Origin of the sequence: Streptomyces sp. NPDC059743 (assembly GCF_042732975.1) — a bacterium.
Classification (GTDB): Bacteria; Actinomycetota; Actinomycetes; order Streptomycetales; family Streptomycetaceae; genus Streptomyces.
The window spans coordinates 143825-159075 of record NZ_JBHWGS010000018.1; the positions used below are offsets into that span (position 1 = coordinate 143825).

The window sequence follows — 15251 nt, forward strand, 5'->3', positions numbered from 1 at the left end:
CGTGCTGCTCACCAGCCCGGTGAGAAGTGCTGTGGCCGCCGCCCACCATCACCAGGCAGGCACCTCGACATGACGGTCACCGCCGCGCAACCCGCGGCCACACGTTCCCTTTCCTCCGCGCCGTCCGCCCGGACGATCATCACCGCGCTCCTGGCCACCACTCTCCTGATCAAGGCATGCGGGTTCGCCTACGACTTCCTGGGCTACTACATCGGTGACGCCCACGGCACGACGGCGGCCGGCGCCGCACTGACGGTGTTCGGCATCGGCTGGTGCGTCGGGCAGCTGGCCAGCGGCGCGGTCACCGACCGGCTGGGCGCCAGGACGGCCTGCTCGATCGGTCTGCTGCTCGCCGCGGCCGCCTGCGCCGGCCTGGCCGCCGCTGGCACCCTGCGAGCGCTGCTGCTGCTCGCGTTCTGCCTCGGCTGCACGATGGATGTATCGCGGCCCGCTCTGTCTGCGGAGATCAACGAACGGGTGACGAGCGAGGGCGCCCGTACCCGCGCCCAGGGCTGGATGTACTGGGTGTCGAACGTGGGCGTCTCCCTCAGCGGTGGCGTGGGCGGCTATCTGGCCCACGAGCACGGCTACCGGACGCTGTTCGTCGCCAACGCCGTCGCCTGCGTGGCGGCGGCCGTGTTCGCACGCCGCGTCCTGAGCGGCCGCCCCGCAGCCCGCGACGGACGAGAAGAGCGCTCCTACCGGAAGATGCTGGCCGACGCCCCCCTGCGGTGGATGGTCATCGCCTCGATCGCCACGATGGTGTGCGCCTACGGCCTGGTCAGCGTGCTCCCGCTGGTGATGAACGCGGATGGCCTCCCGCCGTCCGCATACGGCACCGCCATGATCGCCAACACCGTCGCCGTGCTGGTGATCAGCCCTCCTCTGACCCGCGTTCTCGTCGGCCGCGACGACCGCGTCCGCTTCGCCGTAGCCCCGGTTCTCGCGGCCGGGAGCCTGATCCTGGGGGCCGCCATGGGACTGGCAGCCCTCCAGCACACCACGCTGGGCTACGCCGCAGCGGCCGTGGCCACGGTGCCCGGAGAGGTCTGCTACTGCGTCGCGATCGGTGCCTACCTCGCGACAGCTGCCCCGCCCGGCGCGATCGGCCGCTACCAGGCGGCACTGAGCGGAGCGGCCGCCATCGCCTCGCTCACCCCACTCGGGATCGCCGTCGCACTCAACACCGGCGGCCGACCCCTGGTCGCGGGCCTGCTCGCAGCCAGCGCAGCCCTCGCCGCCCTCGCATGCGTGCCGCTGTCCCGCTCCCTGCGCACCTCCGCCTGATCCCGCCTCACCGCGAACCCGCCGATCCCGAGCACCCACCACGCGGGGACGCATCGCCGCGCCGCCCCCAATCTGCGAGAGGAACAACCCCATGCAGGTCATGATCGTCGACGGGTACTCCACCGGTGCCGCCCTTGCCCGCCGCCTTGCCGGAGCAGGCGTCGAATGCGTCCACGTGCGAAGCCGCCCGGACGTACGGCCCTTCCTCCTGCGGACGTTCCGCGGCCAGGACTACGTGTGCGATCTGGGCTTCACCGAGGACGTGACCACGCTGGCGAACCAGCTCAGCGGCCATCACCTCACGCGGGTTCTGGCCGGCACGGAGTCCGGCGTCCTCCTGGCGGAGACGCTCTCGCGCACCCTGGGCCTGCCCACGAACGTGCCCCACCTGCTGCCGGCGCGCCGGGACAAGGCCCTGATGGCCGAGGCCGTGAGCGCCGCGGGCCTGGCGACCCCGCACAGCACCGTGGTGACAACTGCCCGCGCAGCGGCCGACTGGTTCGAAGCGTCCGGCCTGACCGAAGCCGTCGTCAAACCCCTCGCCAGCGCGGGCACCGACGGAGTCACCTTCTGCACCTCGCCGGAACAAGCCGCCCGGGCCGGCCACGCGATCCTCAGCGCACCCAACGCCTTCGGCGACCCCAACCGTGCCGTGCTCGTCCAAGAACGCGTGCACGGCACCGAGTACTACATCAACACGGTCTCGGCGGCCGGCGTCCACCACACGGCGGAGATCTGGCGCTACACCAAGCGGGTGGGCCCGGCGGCCACGCCCGTCTACGACTTCGAGGAGCCCGTCGCCCCCGCGAGTGCCGAAGGGCGGCTGCTCACCGCCTTCGTGGGGAAGGTGCTCGACGCCCTCGGCATCACCGAGACGCCGGCGCACACCGAGGTCATGCTCACCTCCGAGGGACCGGTGCTGATCGAGACGGGCGCCCGCCTGGGCGGCGCCACGGCGCCGGATGTGGTGGACGCCCACCTGGGCCTGTCCCAGACCACGCTGGCGGTCACTGCCTTGACCGATCCGCAGTCGCTGCACAGCCACGCCGCCGTCACCGGCGGCCGGCCGCTGCGCTGCGTCCAGTTCGTCAACCACCACCGGGGACGTGCCAGCGCCGAGGCCCTCACCAAGATCACGGAACTGCCGAGCGTCGTTTTCGCCGCCCGGGCCGCCGACCCCGGCACGGTTCTGGAGCCAACCACCGACCTGCTGACCTCACCGGGCTACGCCTACCTCGCCGCCCCCAGCCTCACGGAACTGACCCGGGACTACGAAACCCTGCGCGCCTGGGAGCACGAGGGCATCCACACCAGGTGAACCGGGCCGTCCGCGCCCGGCAGCGCGCCCGAAAAGGACACGGGCCCGGCTCCTTCCCGGAGCCGGGCCCGTGGCGGCGCGGCATGTCCGCCCGGCGGGCGGCGCGGCGGCGAGCGTCGTCAGCTCGGGCCTCCGTTGGCTTCGCGAAGCAGATCCTTGTGCACCTTCAGGGCCGCGGCGGCGTAGGCGGCGGGCAAGGGATTCGCGCCCTGCACCTCGGCCATCGCCTTCAGGAATTGCGCGTGGGCGATCTGGTCCGTGTCGTCGACGGCCTCCTCGACGAGGCGGAAGGCGCTGCCGGCGAAGCGGCGCAGCGCGATGCGGGCCGTGCGGCCGGCGGTGCCCTGGGTGTCGTGCTCGACCACGCAGTCGGCGTGCGTGTCGCCGATCTCAGCCACGCGCAGCATCCGCTCGCGGGCGACCATGTCCGGTGCCATGTCCTGCCAGAGCTGCCGCACCCGGACCGCGGCGGTCCCCGTCGAACCGGCGGGAGACGAGCTGTCGCTCACTGATGACTCCTTCTTCCTTCAGGAATGGGCGGCGGCCTCGCGGCCGCCGCCGCGGTGGATGAGCATGCCGCCCCGGGCGTCAGGACGCGACGGCCGGGTCGGTAGTAGCGCGGCCGGGACCAGTATGGGCGTGCGTCTCCGCGCAGAAGCGGCAGATGAGAACCCACAACGGCATTGACAGCCCGGGCAGTTCGTCCCGGAGGAGCCGGGCCGCCTCATGGATCGCGTGCTGGCTCCGGGCGACGTCCATCTCGTCGAATCCGCGCCGTGACCGCTCCAGCAGCCGCGCGGCTGTGAGGATGCCGGTGTGCGCGCCGTAGCTGATCTTCTCCAGCCGCATCGGGCTGACCGGGGTGAACAGGGACGGCGCGGGCGGAGCTGGGTCGAACACCGACAGGCGGTCCGCGCTGTACCGCGTGGCCAGCAGTTCGACGATGTAGGTCACCGCGACCTGCCAGGCGGCCACGTCTCGTTCGCCGGTGCGGATCTGGAAGGCGGTGATGGCCCGGTCGGCGTTCTCCTCAGCCCTGGCCAGAGCGCCGGGGCCGCCGCCGAGCCGGAAGTCCTCCAGCGCCTGGGCGGCCTCCAGCACGTTCACCTGGGCCGAGGGGGCGTAGTCCTCCAGGCTGCGTCTCATGAGGATGTCGGTGCCGTCCTCCACGGTGATCGCCGAACCGGGCGCGGCGGGTTCACCGGGTTCGGAGGGAAGGTGGAGACGTGGCGTGCGGGAAGTCATGATCGTCGTTCTCCTTGGGACGGTGGCACGCAAGGGTTCAAGGGGTGGTCGGGGCCCTGCCCTCAGCCGGGCAGGGCGTACGTCTCCACATCGGAGATGGGAGGCCCCTCGGGAAGGGGGTCGTACTCCCAGTAGCGAAAGCGGTAGTTCCTCGGCGGATCGGCGGGGTGCTCCGGTGCCGTCGTGATGACGGCGGAGCAGCGCCGGAACCGGCGCCCGTCGGCGTAGCCGTAGCCGTGGTGCTCTTCGCCGTGGACGGAGAAGACCTGGGGATCGACCGTGCCGGGTGCCAGAAGCCGGAAGAACAAGGGAGTGCGCTTGCGGAACCTGCTGTGGCCGGCCTCGCGGGACCAGTGCTCACTGAACCAGTCCAGGGTGCGCAGTTCGACATGTTCGGGGGTGATGACGAGGAAGACCGGGTCCGTCTCGTCATCGCGCCGCAGTGCCGGGCGCGGTGCGGAGGCCGTCTGGTCGGGGCGCGGAGTGCGGGCCGGCGCGGGTGCGCTGTGCCCGTCGGGCGACGCGGAGGACGGGGGGTGCGGGTGAGGTGAGGCCATGAGTTGCTCCCGACGGTGCGCGGTGGGGGAGGGAGGAACGGGGGCGCCGCGCCATCGTGCGGCGGCCCCGTCCGTGCTGGGGCGGTCAGCAGCCGTACTCGCATCCCTCGTCGAGGAGGAGGGCGGGGATGTGGCTGTGGGGGCAGTCGTTCTCGCCACGGATCTCGGACGGCAGGTCGTCGAAGCCGAGCCCACACGCTGCGAGCGTGCTCACGACCTCGTCCAGGCCGTTCACTCCTTCGAGCGCACCGGCAGGCCAGCGGTCCCGGAAGCGGGCGGGCATCGGAGGAAGCGGTGAGGTGTCCGCGACGAGATCGCGAACGGTGCGGCCGCCGGCCGAGATCAGCCGCGCGGTCCTGAGGGTGCCGCTGTCGTCCTCGGCCATAACCAGGGCGTAGGCCGCCGGGTACATCGCGCGCAGCGCCTCAGCCAGGTCCGAGGCCACCCGGACCGCGGTCTCGCGCTGGCGCCGGTGCAGCTCATTCAGGCGGGACCACGCGGTTCCCGCTCCTTCCTCGGCCCGGTCCTGCTCCAGAGCGTCGGCGATGCGCACGGCGCAGCGTCGCGCCTCGGGCTCCTCCGGCAGATGCCCGTCATCCTCAGCGGCCAGAGCCAGGAAGCGTGCGAGCTCGGCGCGGGCCCGTACACCGACAGGAGCGTCGGCGCCGACTGCGCGGCCCGCCGAGGTGATGAAGTCCTTCGTGGACACGGGAGATCCTTCCTCGTCGCGGACCGCCAACCAGCCCGCTAGGCATGACATTACGATCATTTATCGAGATACGCAACGACTACAGTACACGTGATTGCCGAGTTAAGGATTGACGCGGGCGCCGGTCGGCTGTACGTTAGATTCGCGTTAGATTCAGCGAGTGGAGGACGATCGTGGACAAGGCTGTGGAGTCCCTGCTCACGCAGCTCCCCGACGAGGGCCCGGTTCCGCCGCTTCCGCCCGTGCCGGAACGGGCGCGGCTGCGCGAGGAGTGGGGCTGGACCAAGAGCCAACTCGGCGAGGCCCTGGGGGTCGCCCGGGAAACGGTGTGGACATGGGAGAAAGAGCCTCCCCGCTCCCCGCGCGGCAAGACCGGACAGCTCTACGCCCGGCTGCTGGCCCACTTCGCTGCCCAACTCGCCGGGCGGGCGGCCCTGGCCGCCTCTTCGCCCGCGCTGTCCGGTGTCGTCTCCGTGGAAGTGAACGCCGCTCCCCAGGAGGAGAATGCCCAGGGCGCCGCGCTCGCGCTCTCCGCAGCGCTGCCGTTGGCGGCCGACGAGACGGAATTCGACGCACCCGGCTCATGGGACGAACTGCCCGAGGGAGTCGTCGGGCCGTGCGTCCGCTGCGGAGGCAGCACTTCGTACCTTGTCGACGGACTGCCCCGCCATCTCTATCTGGAAGCCGCGGCACGTGCGGGCGCGCCGCGCTGCGACGCCCGCTCCGTCCCGCAGCCTGCCCCCGTCTCCGAAATGCCCGCGACCGTCCCGTCCGCGCCCTCGCAGCCGGACGACCGTGAGGCTGCACGGTCCGAGCCGACATCGGCGCCCGAACAGCCGGAGCCGGACAGCGCTCCCGGGCCGGTCGCCGCCGAGCCGCAGGCACCGGCCACCCCGGCGCCCCGGGCGGAAGCACCCGCGCGCCGGCCGGCGGCACGCCCGGCTCCGGCGTCGCGCCGCAGGCCGGCCAAGAAGCCGGCCGTCAAGACGGTGGCGCCCGAGCACGCTGACGGCCCGATCGCCGTCCTGGACATCCAGGACGCCGCTCTGACCGCCTACCTGGTCGACGGCCGCGCCGTCCCGTGCCCCGCCAGGACGATCCAGGCCCTGGCCGCGTGGGCCCTGGACAAGAACCGGATCCGGCTCGGCGCCGGCAAACTCCACGACAACGGCTTCGACCAGGACCCGCTGCTCATCCTCACCGCCTCAGCGGTGGCCTACTTCGACCTGCCCGCCCACCTGGAGGACCAGGAAGGGCTCCGCCTCCCCGCCGACCACAAGATCGTCAAACAGCTCACGCGCGGCGGGTGGGAACTGACCAAGAGCGGATTCGGCCCCTGGCCGCGGATCTTCAAGCGCCTCGATGGCCGCCGCCACTGCGTCCAGCTCGCCGTCGTTCCCTGGCGCGCCCTGGAGACCCGCGCCTGGGGAGACACCGACCACCTGTCCGCCCAACAGCTCGCCCGGCTCCTCGGCTCCTACGCCGACCTGGTCATCACCCCGCGCGGCACCGTCGCCGTCAGCGGCGAAGAACTCATGACCGCCCTACGCCCGCCCACCAAGGCCGTGTGGAACGCGCAGGAGAACAGGTACGTCTCCGGGAAGGTCCCCGGCACCCTCCACACCGTCGTCGAACCCGCCCCGTGCGAGGCCCCCGACGAGCACCCGCTGGTAGCCGCCGACTACCCCGACGAAGGCACCCGCCCCGCCAGCGAGGCGCTGGACGAGGAGGCGTGCATCTGGGTCCGGCCCGTCGACCTGGTCACCGGCGAGGAGCGGGCCCGGTCCCACGTCGTCGCCCTGGACGTGACCATGGCCTTCCTCGCGGCCTGCCGCCGCCTACACGTCGGCACCGGGCCAGCCGTCCACCGCCCCCGCAACCCCGACTTCGACCCCGATCTCCCCGGCTCGTGGTACCTGGACCTCTCGCACGTCGAGATCGACCCCCGGATGCCCAACCCCTTCACCTCCAGCGGCCTCAGGCCCGAAGGCCCCTCCTGGTACGCCACCCCCACCGTCGAGTACGCCGTCGAACTCGGCGCTCATGTCCGTCCGCTGGAAGCCTGGGTCCGCGAGGTGCACAGCCCCTACCTCCAGCCCTGGTACGAACGGCTGCGGACCGCCTACCTGACGACGATGGCCGACCTCGGCGTCACCGCCGACCTCGGCGACGAGGAGTTCCTCGCCGCCATGGCCGCCCACAAGGACGGCGACCCCGCCCTGGTGACCTTGCTCAACGCGATCAAGTCCACCGCCAAGTCCGGCATCGGCAAGCTGCGCCAGCGCCCCAACCTCGGCCTCGACTACAACTTCGGCGAGCCGTGGCCGGCCCTGTCCCGCAAGACCTGGCGCCCCGACATCCGCGCGATGATCCTCTCCAAGGCCCGCACCAACATGCACCGCAAGATGTGGCACCTCGCCACCACCGCCAACCTCTGGCCGCTCGCCGTCAACACCGACTGCGTCGTCTACCCCTGCGACGGCCTCTCCCCGATCCCGGTGCTGCTCGGCCCCGACGGACAGCCCGTACGCGGAGGCTTCCGGATCGGCATCAACCCGGGCTCCGTCAAGCACCAGGGCTCCCAGACCATGGAGTGGGCCGTGGACCTGCTCACCGACGGCGTGAACATCGCCAACGAGATCAAGGACGCCAGCCTCGTGCGGGCGGCCTGAGAACGAAGGACCTGACCTGTGGGACTGATCGAAGACCGCCTGGAAGAGGCGGCCGACACCGCCTTCTCCCAGCCGATCCCCAAAACCCTCGGCGCGCGGGTCCGTTTCCTCCTCAAGCAGGAGAAGGGCACCCGCGCCGAAGCGGCCCGCGCGGTCGCCGAGAAGATCGGCAAGAGCCAGCGCACCGTCGAGCGCTACCGCGACAACGAGATCAAGAGCGCCAAGCCGGAGACCGCCGCCCTCATCGAAAATGAGGTGAAGAACCTCTGGCAGCCCCTCGTCCGGGCCCGGCGCCTTCAAGACGCCGTCAGCCACAAGGGCATCAAGGTCGACGTCCGCGGCAAGTTCGGCTTCAAGTCACCCAAGGGCACCACGAACGACCCGCGCTACCGGCGCCTGTCCCGCCGCCTGGACGCCGCCACCGCGGCCGCGCTGTACGAGGCCAAGGAAGCCGGAGCCAGCGATGACGAGCTCGCCCAGATCGTCGCCGACGGGCTGCGCGACGACTACTTCACCGACGGCGGCACCCGTGCCCAGAGCCTCCAGAGCGTCGAGCTCACCGACGTCGACCACATCCGCTTCAGCCTCGGCTGATCCCCGCCCCATCTGAAAGGCTGACCGTCACCGTGGCCGCACCCGCCACCACCGCTCCGCCTCCGCGGGTGCGGCTGCGCAAGCACCAGTCCCAGGCAGTCCACGCCGCCCACACCGCCCTGCGGCACTCGGCCCGGACCAGCATCGTGATGGCCTGCGGCACCGGCAAGACGTACGTCGCCGCGCGCACCGCCGCCCGCGTCGCCCCCCAGGGCACCCGCCTGGTGCTGCTGCCCACCCTGGAACTGCTCGCTCAGACCATCGACGACTGGCGCACCGCCGGCATGACCGGACCGGTGCTCGCCCTGTGCTCCAAACGCCCCCACACCGCCACCGAGCCCGTCGCTTTCACCACGAACCCGTACACCCTGACCACAGCGGTCCGCCAGAATCCGGGCCTCACGGTGTTCGCCACCTACCACTCACTAGTCCGCGTCCAACAGGCCCACCGGGACTACGACTTGCCGCCGTGGTCGCTCATCGCCGTCGACGAAGCCCACCGAACCAGCGGTGACCTGGGCAAACGATGGGCAGCCGTACACGACGACGCTCTCGTGCCCGCCCACAAGCGGATGTACCTCACCGCCACCCCGCGGATCTGGTCGGCGGGCGAACCCGACGAGGACGAAGACCCCAGCCTCGTCGCGTCGATGGACGATCCCGCCCTGTACGGCGAGACCTGCTACCGCCTCCCGCTCGCCGAAGCGATCGACCTCGGCCTCCTTGCCGACTACCGCGTCGTCGTCATGGAAGTCCACGAGGAAACCATCCGCACCCGCCTGGGAATCTCCGACCGGGCCACCGAAGCCGAACTACGCCAGGCCGCCCTCCAGATCGCCGTCCTGCGCGCCATGGCCGAGCTCGACCTGCGCCGCGTCGTGAGCTTCCACCACCGGGTTGCCGACGCCCACGACTTCGCCGCCACCCTCCCCGAGGCAGCCGCCCGCCTCTACGCTCTCGACCCCACCGGTACCGGATGTCCCGACCCCGGCGAGCTCTGGTCGGCCGCCATCGACGGCACCCAGGACCCCGAATACCGCCAGCATCTCCTGCACCGGTTCGACGGCCGGCCCTTCGGCGACCTCGCTCCGGCCCTCCGCACGGTGATCGCGAACGCCCGCCTGCTCGGCGAGGGCGTCAACATCCCCAGCATCGACACCGTCGTCTTCGCCGACCCCAAAGAGAGCATCGTCGACACGGTGCAGGCCGTCGGCCGCGCGCTGCGTCAGCACCCGGGCCAGGGCAAAAAGGCCACCTTGATCATTCCGGTTTACGTCGCTCCCGGTGAGGACGCCGACGATCTGCTCGGCTCCAACCTGTACAAGCCGCTCTGGCGCGTCCTGCAGGCCCTGCGCGCACACGACGACCGCATCGCCGACCGTCTCGCCGTCCCGCAGCAGCCCGCGGCCCTCACACCCGAGGACGAAGAGGAAGACAACGCGCCCCCGGTCGACGTCGTCTTCGACCGGCCCTTCCCCGCCGACACCATCGCCCAGGCGTTCCGGCTGCGCGTCCTCTACCCGCGCGATGCCTCCTTCCGCCGCGGCCTGGAAGCGGCCACCGCCTACTACGAGACCGTCGGGCACCTCGATGTCCCCCAACTCCACGACGACGAGAACGGGTTCGCCCTTGGCCGCTGGGTCAACCGCATGCGCAAGGCATACGCGGCCGGGACCCTCAAGCCACGCCAGGTCAAGGTGCTCCAGCAGATCGGCATGATCTGGAACCTGAGATCCCAGGCGGCAGAACGCGGCCTGCTCCACGCCCGCGGCTACGCCGACCGCCACGGCCATCTCGCCGCACCCACCGAAGCGATGATCGGCGACTTCGCCTTCGGGCGGTGGCTGACCAACCGCCGGCGCACCGCCCGGGCCCGTGCCGACGAAGGGCTCGAACCGGACCCGACCGATGCCGCTCTCGCAGAGATCGACCCCTGGTGGAACCCGCCCTGGCCGATCAGCTGGCAGCGCCTCTACTACGCCGCCCGCATCTACGCCGAGGCCAGCATCGCCCTCGACGACCTGCCCGCCGACTTCCTCGACGACAACGACGAACCCATCGGCGAATGGGTGCGCACCCAGAGCCAGACCTTCCACACCCTCCCTCCTGAGCAGGCCCGCCTCGTCGCCGAACTCGGCATCACGCCCTTCGATCCGGCCGAACCTGCCACACCGCAGCCCACCGGCCGTGCCGCTCGCCAGCAGCGGCAGCTCGACCACGGCCTTGCCGCCGTTGAGGTCTTCCGTGCCCGCGAAGGTCACATCCACATCCGCCAGCGCGACACCGTCACCGTCGACGGCGAGGAGTTCAAGATCGGCCAGTGGCTCAACAACCTCCGCAAACGGTGGGACGACCTGCCCGAGGAACACCTCGACGCTGTCCTCACCGCCGGACTGACCCGTCACGCCCAGCCCAACGCCAGTCAGTGAGCGCCCCGCAGCCCGGGCGGCCGCGCCGGAGTGACGCCGCGCCGGCCGGCCGTACTCTGCGCCGCGAATACATCCTCCCGGATCGTCGAGAGCCGGCCTCGACACCAGGCCCAGCTGGCCGAGGCGTGACCCCTTCGTAGGCCGGCAGCACCCTGCGGCCACCCGGCCGTGCACCTGGTCCCACGGCCCATGTCGAGCACTGTCAGTGCTCGATGACAGGATTGACCGACCTGTCCCGGAACGCAACGCGGATCGGGACGATCGAAAGATACGGAGAGAAACCGCATGAACCGCACTGAACTGGTCACTGCGCTGGCGGACCGCACCGAAGTGACCCGCAAGGACGCCGACGCCGTCCTGACCGCCCTCGCGGAGACGGTCGGCGAGATCGTCGCCAAGGGCGACGAGAAGGTGACCATCCCCGGCTTCCTCAGCTTCGAGCGCACACACCGCGCCGCCCGTACGGCGCGCAACCCGCAGACCGGCGAGCCGCTCGAGATCCCCGCCGGCTACAGCGTCAAGGTCTCCGCCGGCTCGAAGCTGAAGGAAGCCGCCAAGGGTCAGTAGCGGCCCGCACCGCTCGCAGCAGACGCCGCGCCCCGGACTCCGGCACGCCGCGGCACGCTGCGGCGCCGCAAAAGTCGGATAACTGCGCTGCCGGCAGGGTAGAACGGACGCCATGCGCCGTCCCGCAACGGATGGCACTGCCTACAGACCAGCCGGGGCGTCCCGGCGATATCGAAGGACAGCAGCATGGCCAGCGGCACCGTGAAGTGGTTCAACGCCGAAAAGGGCTTCGGATTCATCGCCCAGGACGGCGGCGGACCGGACGTCTTCGCCCACTACTCCAACATCTCCGGCAACGGATACCGGGAGCTGAACGAGGGCGAGCAGGTCACCTTCGACGTCACCCAGGGCCAGAAGGGCCCCCAGGCCGAGAACATCGTCCGCGTTCGCGGCTGACATCCGCATGGCGCACCGCCCCGCGGGCCACTGTGTAGAGTGGCACCACCGACGCGGGGTGGAGCAGCTCGGTAGCTCGCTGGGCTCATAACCCAGAGGTCGCAGGTTCAAATCCTGTCCCCGCTACGAGAAGGATGGGGCCCGGCAGCAGCCGGGCCCCATCCGCATTTCTCGTGGTCTGATCGCCGTTCTCCGGCGCTGCGGGAAGTCACTCCAGCGGTACGGCGACGGCGGGAGTGCCGTGCCGCAGCTGAATGGTGACGGCAGTCGCCAGCGCCGGGCTCACCAGTCGGGCATGACCCCCAATGACGATCCGTGCAGCGTCCAGCGTGACGAGCTCGGCATCGATCACAGCACGGCGGCCGACGACCTCCACCTCGTAGCGGCCTTCACCACGCTGGCGCACCAGGTAGATGTCCGGGCCGAGTCCGCACTGCCAGGTCCCCGGCTCGGACTCGGCCAGGTCGACGAGGCTGCGGATCTGATCCAGCGGGCTGTCCACGGCCGGGTGCACGTCATCGGCATGCTCCTCGAACGCCCGCCTCGCGAGCAGCACGAAGCGATGCCGGCCCAGCTCGCCGCACTCCGGGCACTCAAGGGCGAACCTGTCCGGGCCGGCTGTCCCATCGTCGGTGATCTTCGCCTGCAGCCCGTTCACCACCGGCTCTTGTGCTGCGCCCTTGCGTGGTCGTCGGCTCACCGGACCCGTCCCTCGTGCTTGGTGCTACTGGCATCCGCATTGTCCCGTGCCGGTTCCGTGAGGGAAACCAAGCACGTCCGGGCCACGATGCCGGCGCCTCGATGAAGCTCAGGATCCCGTGGAGGGGCCAACAGGACGGCCGGCGCGACCGGGCGGCTGTGCAGCGTTTACGTATGCTCCGCGACACCGCTTGGCGCGCCCGCGCCCCTGCGGTGTCGCGGGCGCTCGTCCGGGGCGCGGAATTGAGAACGCAGACAGGAGGAGCGATGCGCGGCACGACCATCGCCGGTCGCTACCGGCTGGAGGAAGCCCTCGGCAGCGGAGGCATGGGCGAGGTGTGGCGCGCCGAGGACCTCCACCACGGCCACGACGTCGCTCTCAAGATCATCACTCTGGGAGAAGGCGACACCGTCCGCGAATCTGCCTTCCGCCGGGAGGCAGGTGTCGCCGCGCACCTCTCCCACCCGCACGTCGTCTCCGTGCGGGACCACGGCGCCGCCGACTTCGGCGGCCGGCGGGCCCTTTTCCTCGCCATGGACCTCGTCGAAGGCCCGCCCCTGAACGCGCTCATCACCGGCCCGCTTCCCCTCACGGACACCCTGACCTGGACCGCGCAGATCAGCCGCGCCCTGCACGCCGCCCACCAGGCCGGAATCGTCCACCGCGACGTCAAGCCGTCCAACATCCTCATCAATCACGGCTCCGCGATGCTGTGCGATTTCGGCATCGCCCGTCTCACCCGCATCACCAGCCATCACACCCTGACCGTCACCGGCGCCGCCATCGGCACGCCCGCGTACATGTCCCCCGAGCAGGCCCGCGGCGACACCGACCTGGGCGCACCCAGTGACATGTACTCGTTGGGCTGCCTGATCCACGAACTCCTCACCGGCGCAGCTCCCTTCACCGGCTCCGGCTGGCAACTCCTCCACCAGCACGTCCACGACACCCCCGTGCGCCCGTCCGCGCTGCGCCCCGAGGTTCCCCACGAACTTGACCGCCTGGTCCTGGAACTCCTCGACAAGGACCCGACCGCCCGCCCGACCGCCGCCGAGACGTTGAAGCGGCTCTCCCGACTGCGCACCGAGCTCGCCGCCCTGCCGACCGTCGCTGCGCATCGCGTGCTGCCAGCGCCCACCGCTCTGGACAGGCCCGCGGGTCCCTGTCGCAGCGCGCGCCCACGCGTCTCCGCCCTGTGGGCAGGCACGGTGACCGGCGCGGCCATCGCCGGCGAGCTCGCCTGGACCACCCCGATGCCCGGCCCATGGCCCCTCGCGCTCGGCGCGCTCGCAGGTCTGCTCCTTACTGCCTTTCGCCCGTACAACGACCTCCAGGAGGCCCGCGCGGGAGAACTCCGCATCACGACGGCCGGCCTGTTCTCCATGCTCCTGATCGCCTTCGGCGCATCCGTCGGCCTCTTCGCCGCGCATCCGTCGATGTGGTGGGCCGCACTGCTCACCGCCGTCCTGGGCGGCCCCACGCTCGTCATCTGCTCCACGGCCGTACGCCGGATCGTCCAGCACGTCCTGGGCCGCTCCGTCCCCCATGCCGACCTCGCCGCCACCGCCGGCGCCCTCCACACCGCCGCCCTGCTGCTCGCCGCCAACCACGCCGGCTTCGCCGTTCCCGCGACGCTGACCGTCTGCCTCGCGCTCTGGCCGGCCACAGCTCTGATTACCGCGGTCCTCACCTCCAGCAAGGTCCGCGAGAGCATCGCCGAACAGCCCTCCGCGGCGGCTGGCAGCGTGAGCCGGCGTGTCGTCCGGGCCACGACGGCCGTCGGCCGGTCATGAAAGGTGCCACCACCGAAGAGCCACCTTCGACCGCCCGGCAACCCTGCGGCACCCGTCACCCGCGCCGCCCCGGCCTCCGGTTGACAGCCGCACCTGGCGACTCGGGCCCTTCATGCTGCGGTGGCGCGTTCGGCGTAACTTCGACCCACCGGGGCACGGCGGGGATGGCGAGCGCGGCAGCTCCGAGGCCCGTCAGGTTCCACCGCCAACCGCAGTCGCCCTGCGGGGAATCGGTTGCTCCAGCGTCGTTCTCGACCCAGCCTCGGGCATGCAGCCGTTTCATCACGGCGGTCACCTTCCGGCCTTGGTCCCCGCCGGGGCTCCGGCTCCGCTTGCTGGTGTCCCGGATCTCGAACCCCTGGACGTGCTCGAAGGTGAACACGGCTCCAGCCTCGACTCTCTCGAGCGCTTGGCGCTCCTTCGTAGTCGGCGGTTCGGGCCCGTCGGCGGGCCGGGCCACCGCTGCGGCGTGGACGCAGCGGTGGCACGTCGCGTGGGCTTCGACGGGTTCGCTCAGGACCATGAGGTTCGTGTGGGTGATGCCTTCGCAGAGTGCCCGCCCGGCCGGGTGCTGCCGGCGGGCGCCGGTCAGCAGGTCGATGGCTGCTGCGGCGTGCCGTAGAGGGTCGTCCAGCATGGAGTGGGCGTCCGTCCGAACGGTCAGGTCGAACGGCGTCGCGGCGGTGATCCGCTCCCACAGCTCCCGTTCCCTCTCCTTCCGCCGGCGCTGCTCCTCGGCGAGTTCCTGCTCGTAGCGTGCGCGCGCTTCACGCTGGTCGATCTGCAGCACTGTTGCCTCCCCGGCAATGTGGTTGCCGACGAGCATGCAGGTGCGGCCGCCGGGCGGCCAGCGCGTAGCGGATTCCCGGAACAATAGGTCCGGAGCGCCAGTGCCGTTGGACATCGCGGGGAAGGCCGACCGCGGCGAGTACCTTCTCGACCCGTTCTTCCCAGAGCATCACCCAGCCGCGGCCGACCCGAGTA

At 71.1% G+C, this 15251-nt stretch carries 14 protein-coding genes and 1 tRNA gene; 9 read left to right on the forward strand and 6 right to left on the reverse strand.

Annotated elements, in window-relative coordinates; translation table 11 throughout:
* Positions 1-69: 69 nt before the first annotated feature.
* Both ACFV6H_RS29485 and ACFV6H_RS29490 read left to right on the forward strand, forming a co-directional pair.
* Complete coding sequence (locus ACFV6H_RS29485; protein ID WP_385548133.1) at positions 70-1287, forward strand: MFS transporter; 1218 nt, start codon at positions 70-72, stop codon at positions 1285-1287.
* Between the two features lie 91 nt (positions 1288-1378).
* The gene (locus ACFV6H_RS29490) at positions 1379-2605 is read left to right on the forward strand and encodes an ATP-grasp domain-containing protein (RefSeq protein WP_385548136.1); all 1227 of its coding nucleotides are present in this window, start codon (positions 1379-1381) and stop codon (positions 2603-2605) included.
* A 119-nt stretch (positions 2606-2724) separates the two neighbouring features.
* On the opposite strand, the gene ACFV6H_RS29495 is transcribed toward ACFV6H_RS29490, so the two are convergent.
* The 4 genes from ACFV6H_RS29495 to ACFV6H_RS29510 form a co-directional block, all read right to left on the reverse strand.
* A complete protein-coding gene (locus ACFV6H_RS29495; RefSeq protein WP_385548139.1) occupies positions 2725-3114 on the reverse strand; it encodes a DUF6354 family protein in 390 nt (129 codons plus the stop codon).
* Positions 3115-3193: 79 nt separating this feature from the next.
* Complete coding sequence (locus ACFV6H_RS29500) at positions 3194-3850, reverse strand: hypothetical protein (protein ID WP_385548142.1); 657 nt, start codon at positions 3848-3850, stop codon at positions 3194-3196.
* 62 nt (positions 3851-3912) lie between these two features.
* On the reverse strand, positions 3913-4407 hold the full coding sequence (locus ACFV6H_RS29505) for a hypothetical protein (RefSeq protein WP_385548145.1): 495 nt from the start codon (positions 4405-4407) through the stop codon (positions 3913-3915).
* Between the two features lie 85 nt (positions 4408-4492).
* Positions 4493-5116: a hypothetical protein gene (locus tag ACFV6H_RS29510; RefSeq protein WP_385548148.1), complete on the reverse strand. Its 624-nt coding sequence runs from the start codon at positions 5114-5116 to the stop codon at positions 4493-4495.
* Positions 5117-5289: 173 nt separating this feature from the next.
* On the opposite strand from ACFV6H_RS29510, the gene tap reads away from it, so the two are divergent.
* The 6 genes from tap (at position 5290) to ACFV6H_RS29540 (ending at position 11900) form a co-directional block, all read left to right on the forward strand.
* A complete protein-coding gene (gene tap, locus ACFV6H_RS29515) occupies positions 5290-7788 on the forward strand; it encodes a telomere-associated protein Tap (protein ID WP_385548151.1) in 2499 nt (832 codons plus the stop codon).
* Positions 7789-7806: 18 nt separating this feature from the next.
* Positions 7807-8382, forward strand: a complete 576-nt coding sequence (tpg, locus tag ACFV6H_RS29520) for a telomere-protecting terminal protein Tpg (RefSeq protein WP_385548154.1) — start codon at positions 7807-7809, stop codon at positions 8380-8382.
* A gap of 32 nt (positions 8383-8414) precedes the next feature.
* The gene (locus ACFV6H_RS29525) at positions 8415-10811 is read left to right on the forward strand and encodes a Helicase associated domain protein (RefSeq protein WP_385548157.1); all 2397 of its coding nucleotides are present in this window, start codon (positions 8415-8417) and stop codon (positions 10809-10811) included.
* 285 nt (positions 10812-11096) lie between these two features.
* Positions 11097-11378, forward strand: a complete 282-nt coding sequence (locus tag ACFV6H_RS29530) for an HU family DNA-binding protein (protein ID WP_385548160.1) — start codon at positions 11097-11099, stop codon at positions 11376-11378.
* Between the two features lie 186 nt (positions 11379-11564).
* The gene (locus tag ACFV6H_RS29535) at positions 11565-11774 is read left to right on the forward strand and encodes a cold-shock protein (RefSeq protein WP_385548163.1); all 210 of its coding nucleotides are present in this window, start codon (positions 11565-11567) and stop codon (positions 11772-11774) included.
* A 52-nt stretch (positions 11775-11826) separates the two neighbouring features.
* Positions 11827-11900 (forward strand) — tRNA-Met (locus ACFV6H_RS29540).
* 82 nt (positions 11901-11982) lie between these two features.
* Here the strand turns inward: ACFV6H_RS29540 and ACFV6H_RS29545 are convergent.
* Positions 11983-12432, reverse strand: coding sequence for a hypothetical protein (locus ACFV6H_RS29545; protein ID WP_385548166.1), 450 nt, complete (start codon positions 12430-12432; stop codon positions 11983-11985).
* A gap of 308 nt (positions 12433-12740) precedes the next feature.
* Between ACFV6H_RS29545 and ACFV6H_RS29550 the strand changes: the two genes are divergently transcribed.
* A complete protein-coding gene (locus ACFV6H_RS29550) occupies positions 12741-14267 on the forward strand; it encodes a protein kinase (protein ID WP_385548169.1) in 1527 nt (508 codons plus the stop codon).
* 55 nt (positions 14268-14322) lie between these two features.
* Here ACFV6H_RS29550 and ACFV6H_RS29555 read toward each other — a convergent pair whose 3' ends face one another.
* Positions 14323-15057 (reverse strand): hypothetical protein, encoded by a 735-nt coding sequence (locus tag ACFV6H_RS29555; RefSeq protein WP_385548172.1) that lies wholly within the window; start codon positions 15055-15057, stop codon positions 14323-14325.
* Positions 15058-15251 lie beyond the last annotated feature (194 nt).

What these genes read in the sequence shown, in the direction of transcription:
- ACFV6H_RS29535 (WP_385548163.1), top strand. Translation starts at nt 11,565, where the DNA reads ATGGCCAGCGGCACCGTGAAGTGGTTCAACGCCGAAAAGGGCTTCGGA.
- ACFV6H_RS29500 (WP_385548142.1), bottom strand. Translation starts at nt 3,850, where the DNA reads ATGACTTCCCGCACGCCACGTCTCCACCTTCCCTCCGAACCCGGTGAA.
- ACFV6H_RS29530 (WP_385548160.1), top strand. Translation starts at nt 11,097, where the DNA reads ATGAACCGCACTGAACTGGTCACTGCGCTGGCGGACCGCACCGAAGTG.
- ACFV6H_RS29505 (WP_385548145.1), bottom strand. Translation starts at nt 4,407, where the DNA reads ATGGCCTCACCTCACCCGCACCCCCCGTCCTCCGCGTCGCCCGACGGG.
- ACFV6H_RS29485 (WP_385548133.1), top strand. Translation starts at nt 70, where the DNA reads ATGACGGTCACCGCCGCGCAACCCGCGGCCACACGTTCCCTTTCCTCC.
- ACFV6H_RS29550 (WP_385548169.1), top strand. Translation starts at nt 12,741, where the DNA reads ATGCGCGGCACGACCATCGCCGGTCGCTACCGGCTGGAGGAAGCCCTC.
- ACFV6H_RS29490 (WP_385548136.1), top strand. Translation starts at nt 1,379, where the DNA reads ATGCAGGTCATGATCGTCGACGGGTACTCCACCGGTGCCGCCCTTGCC.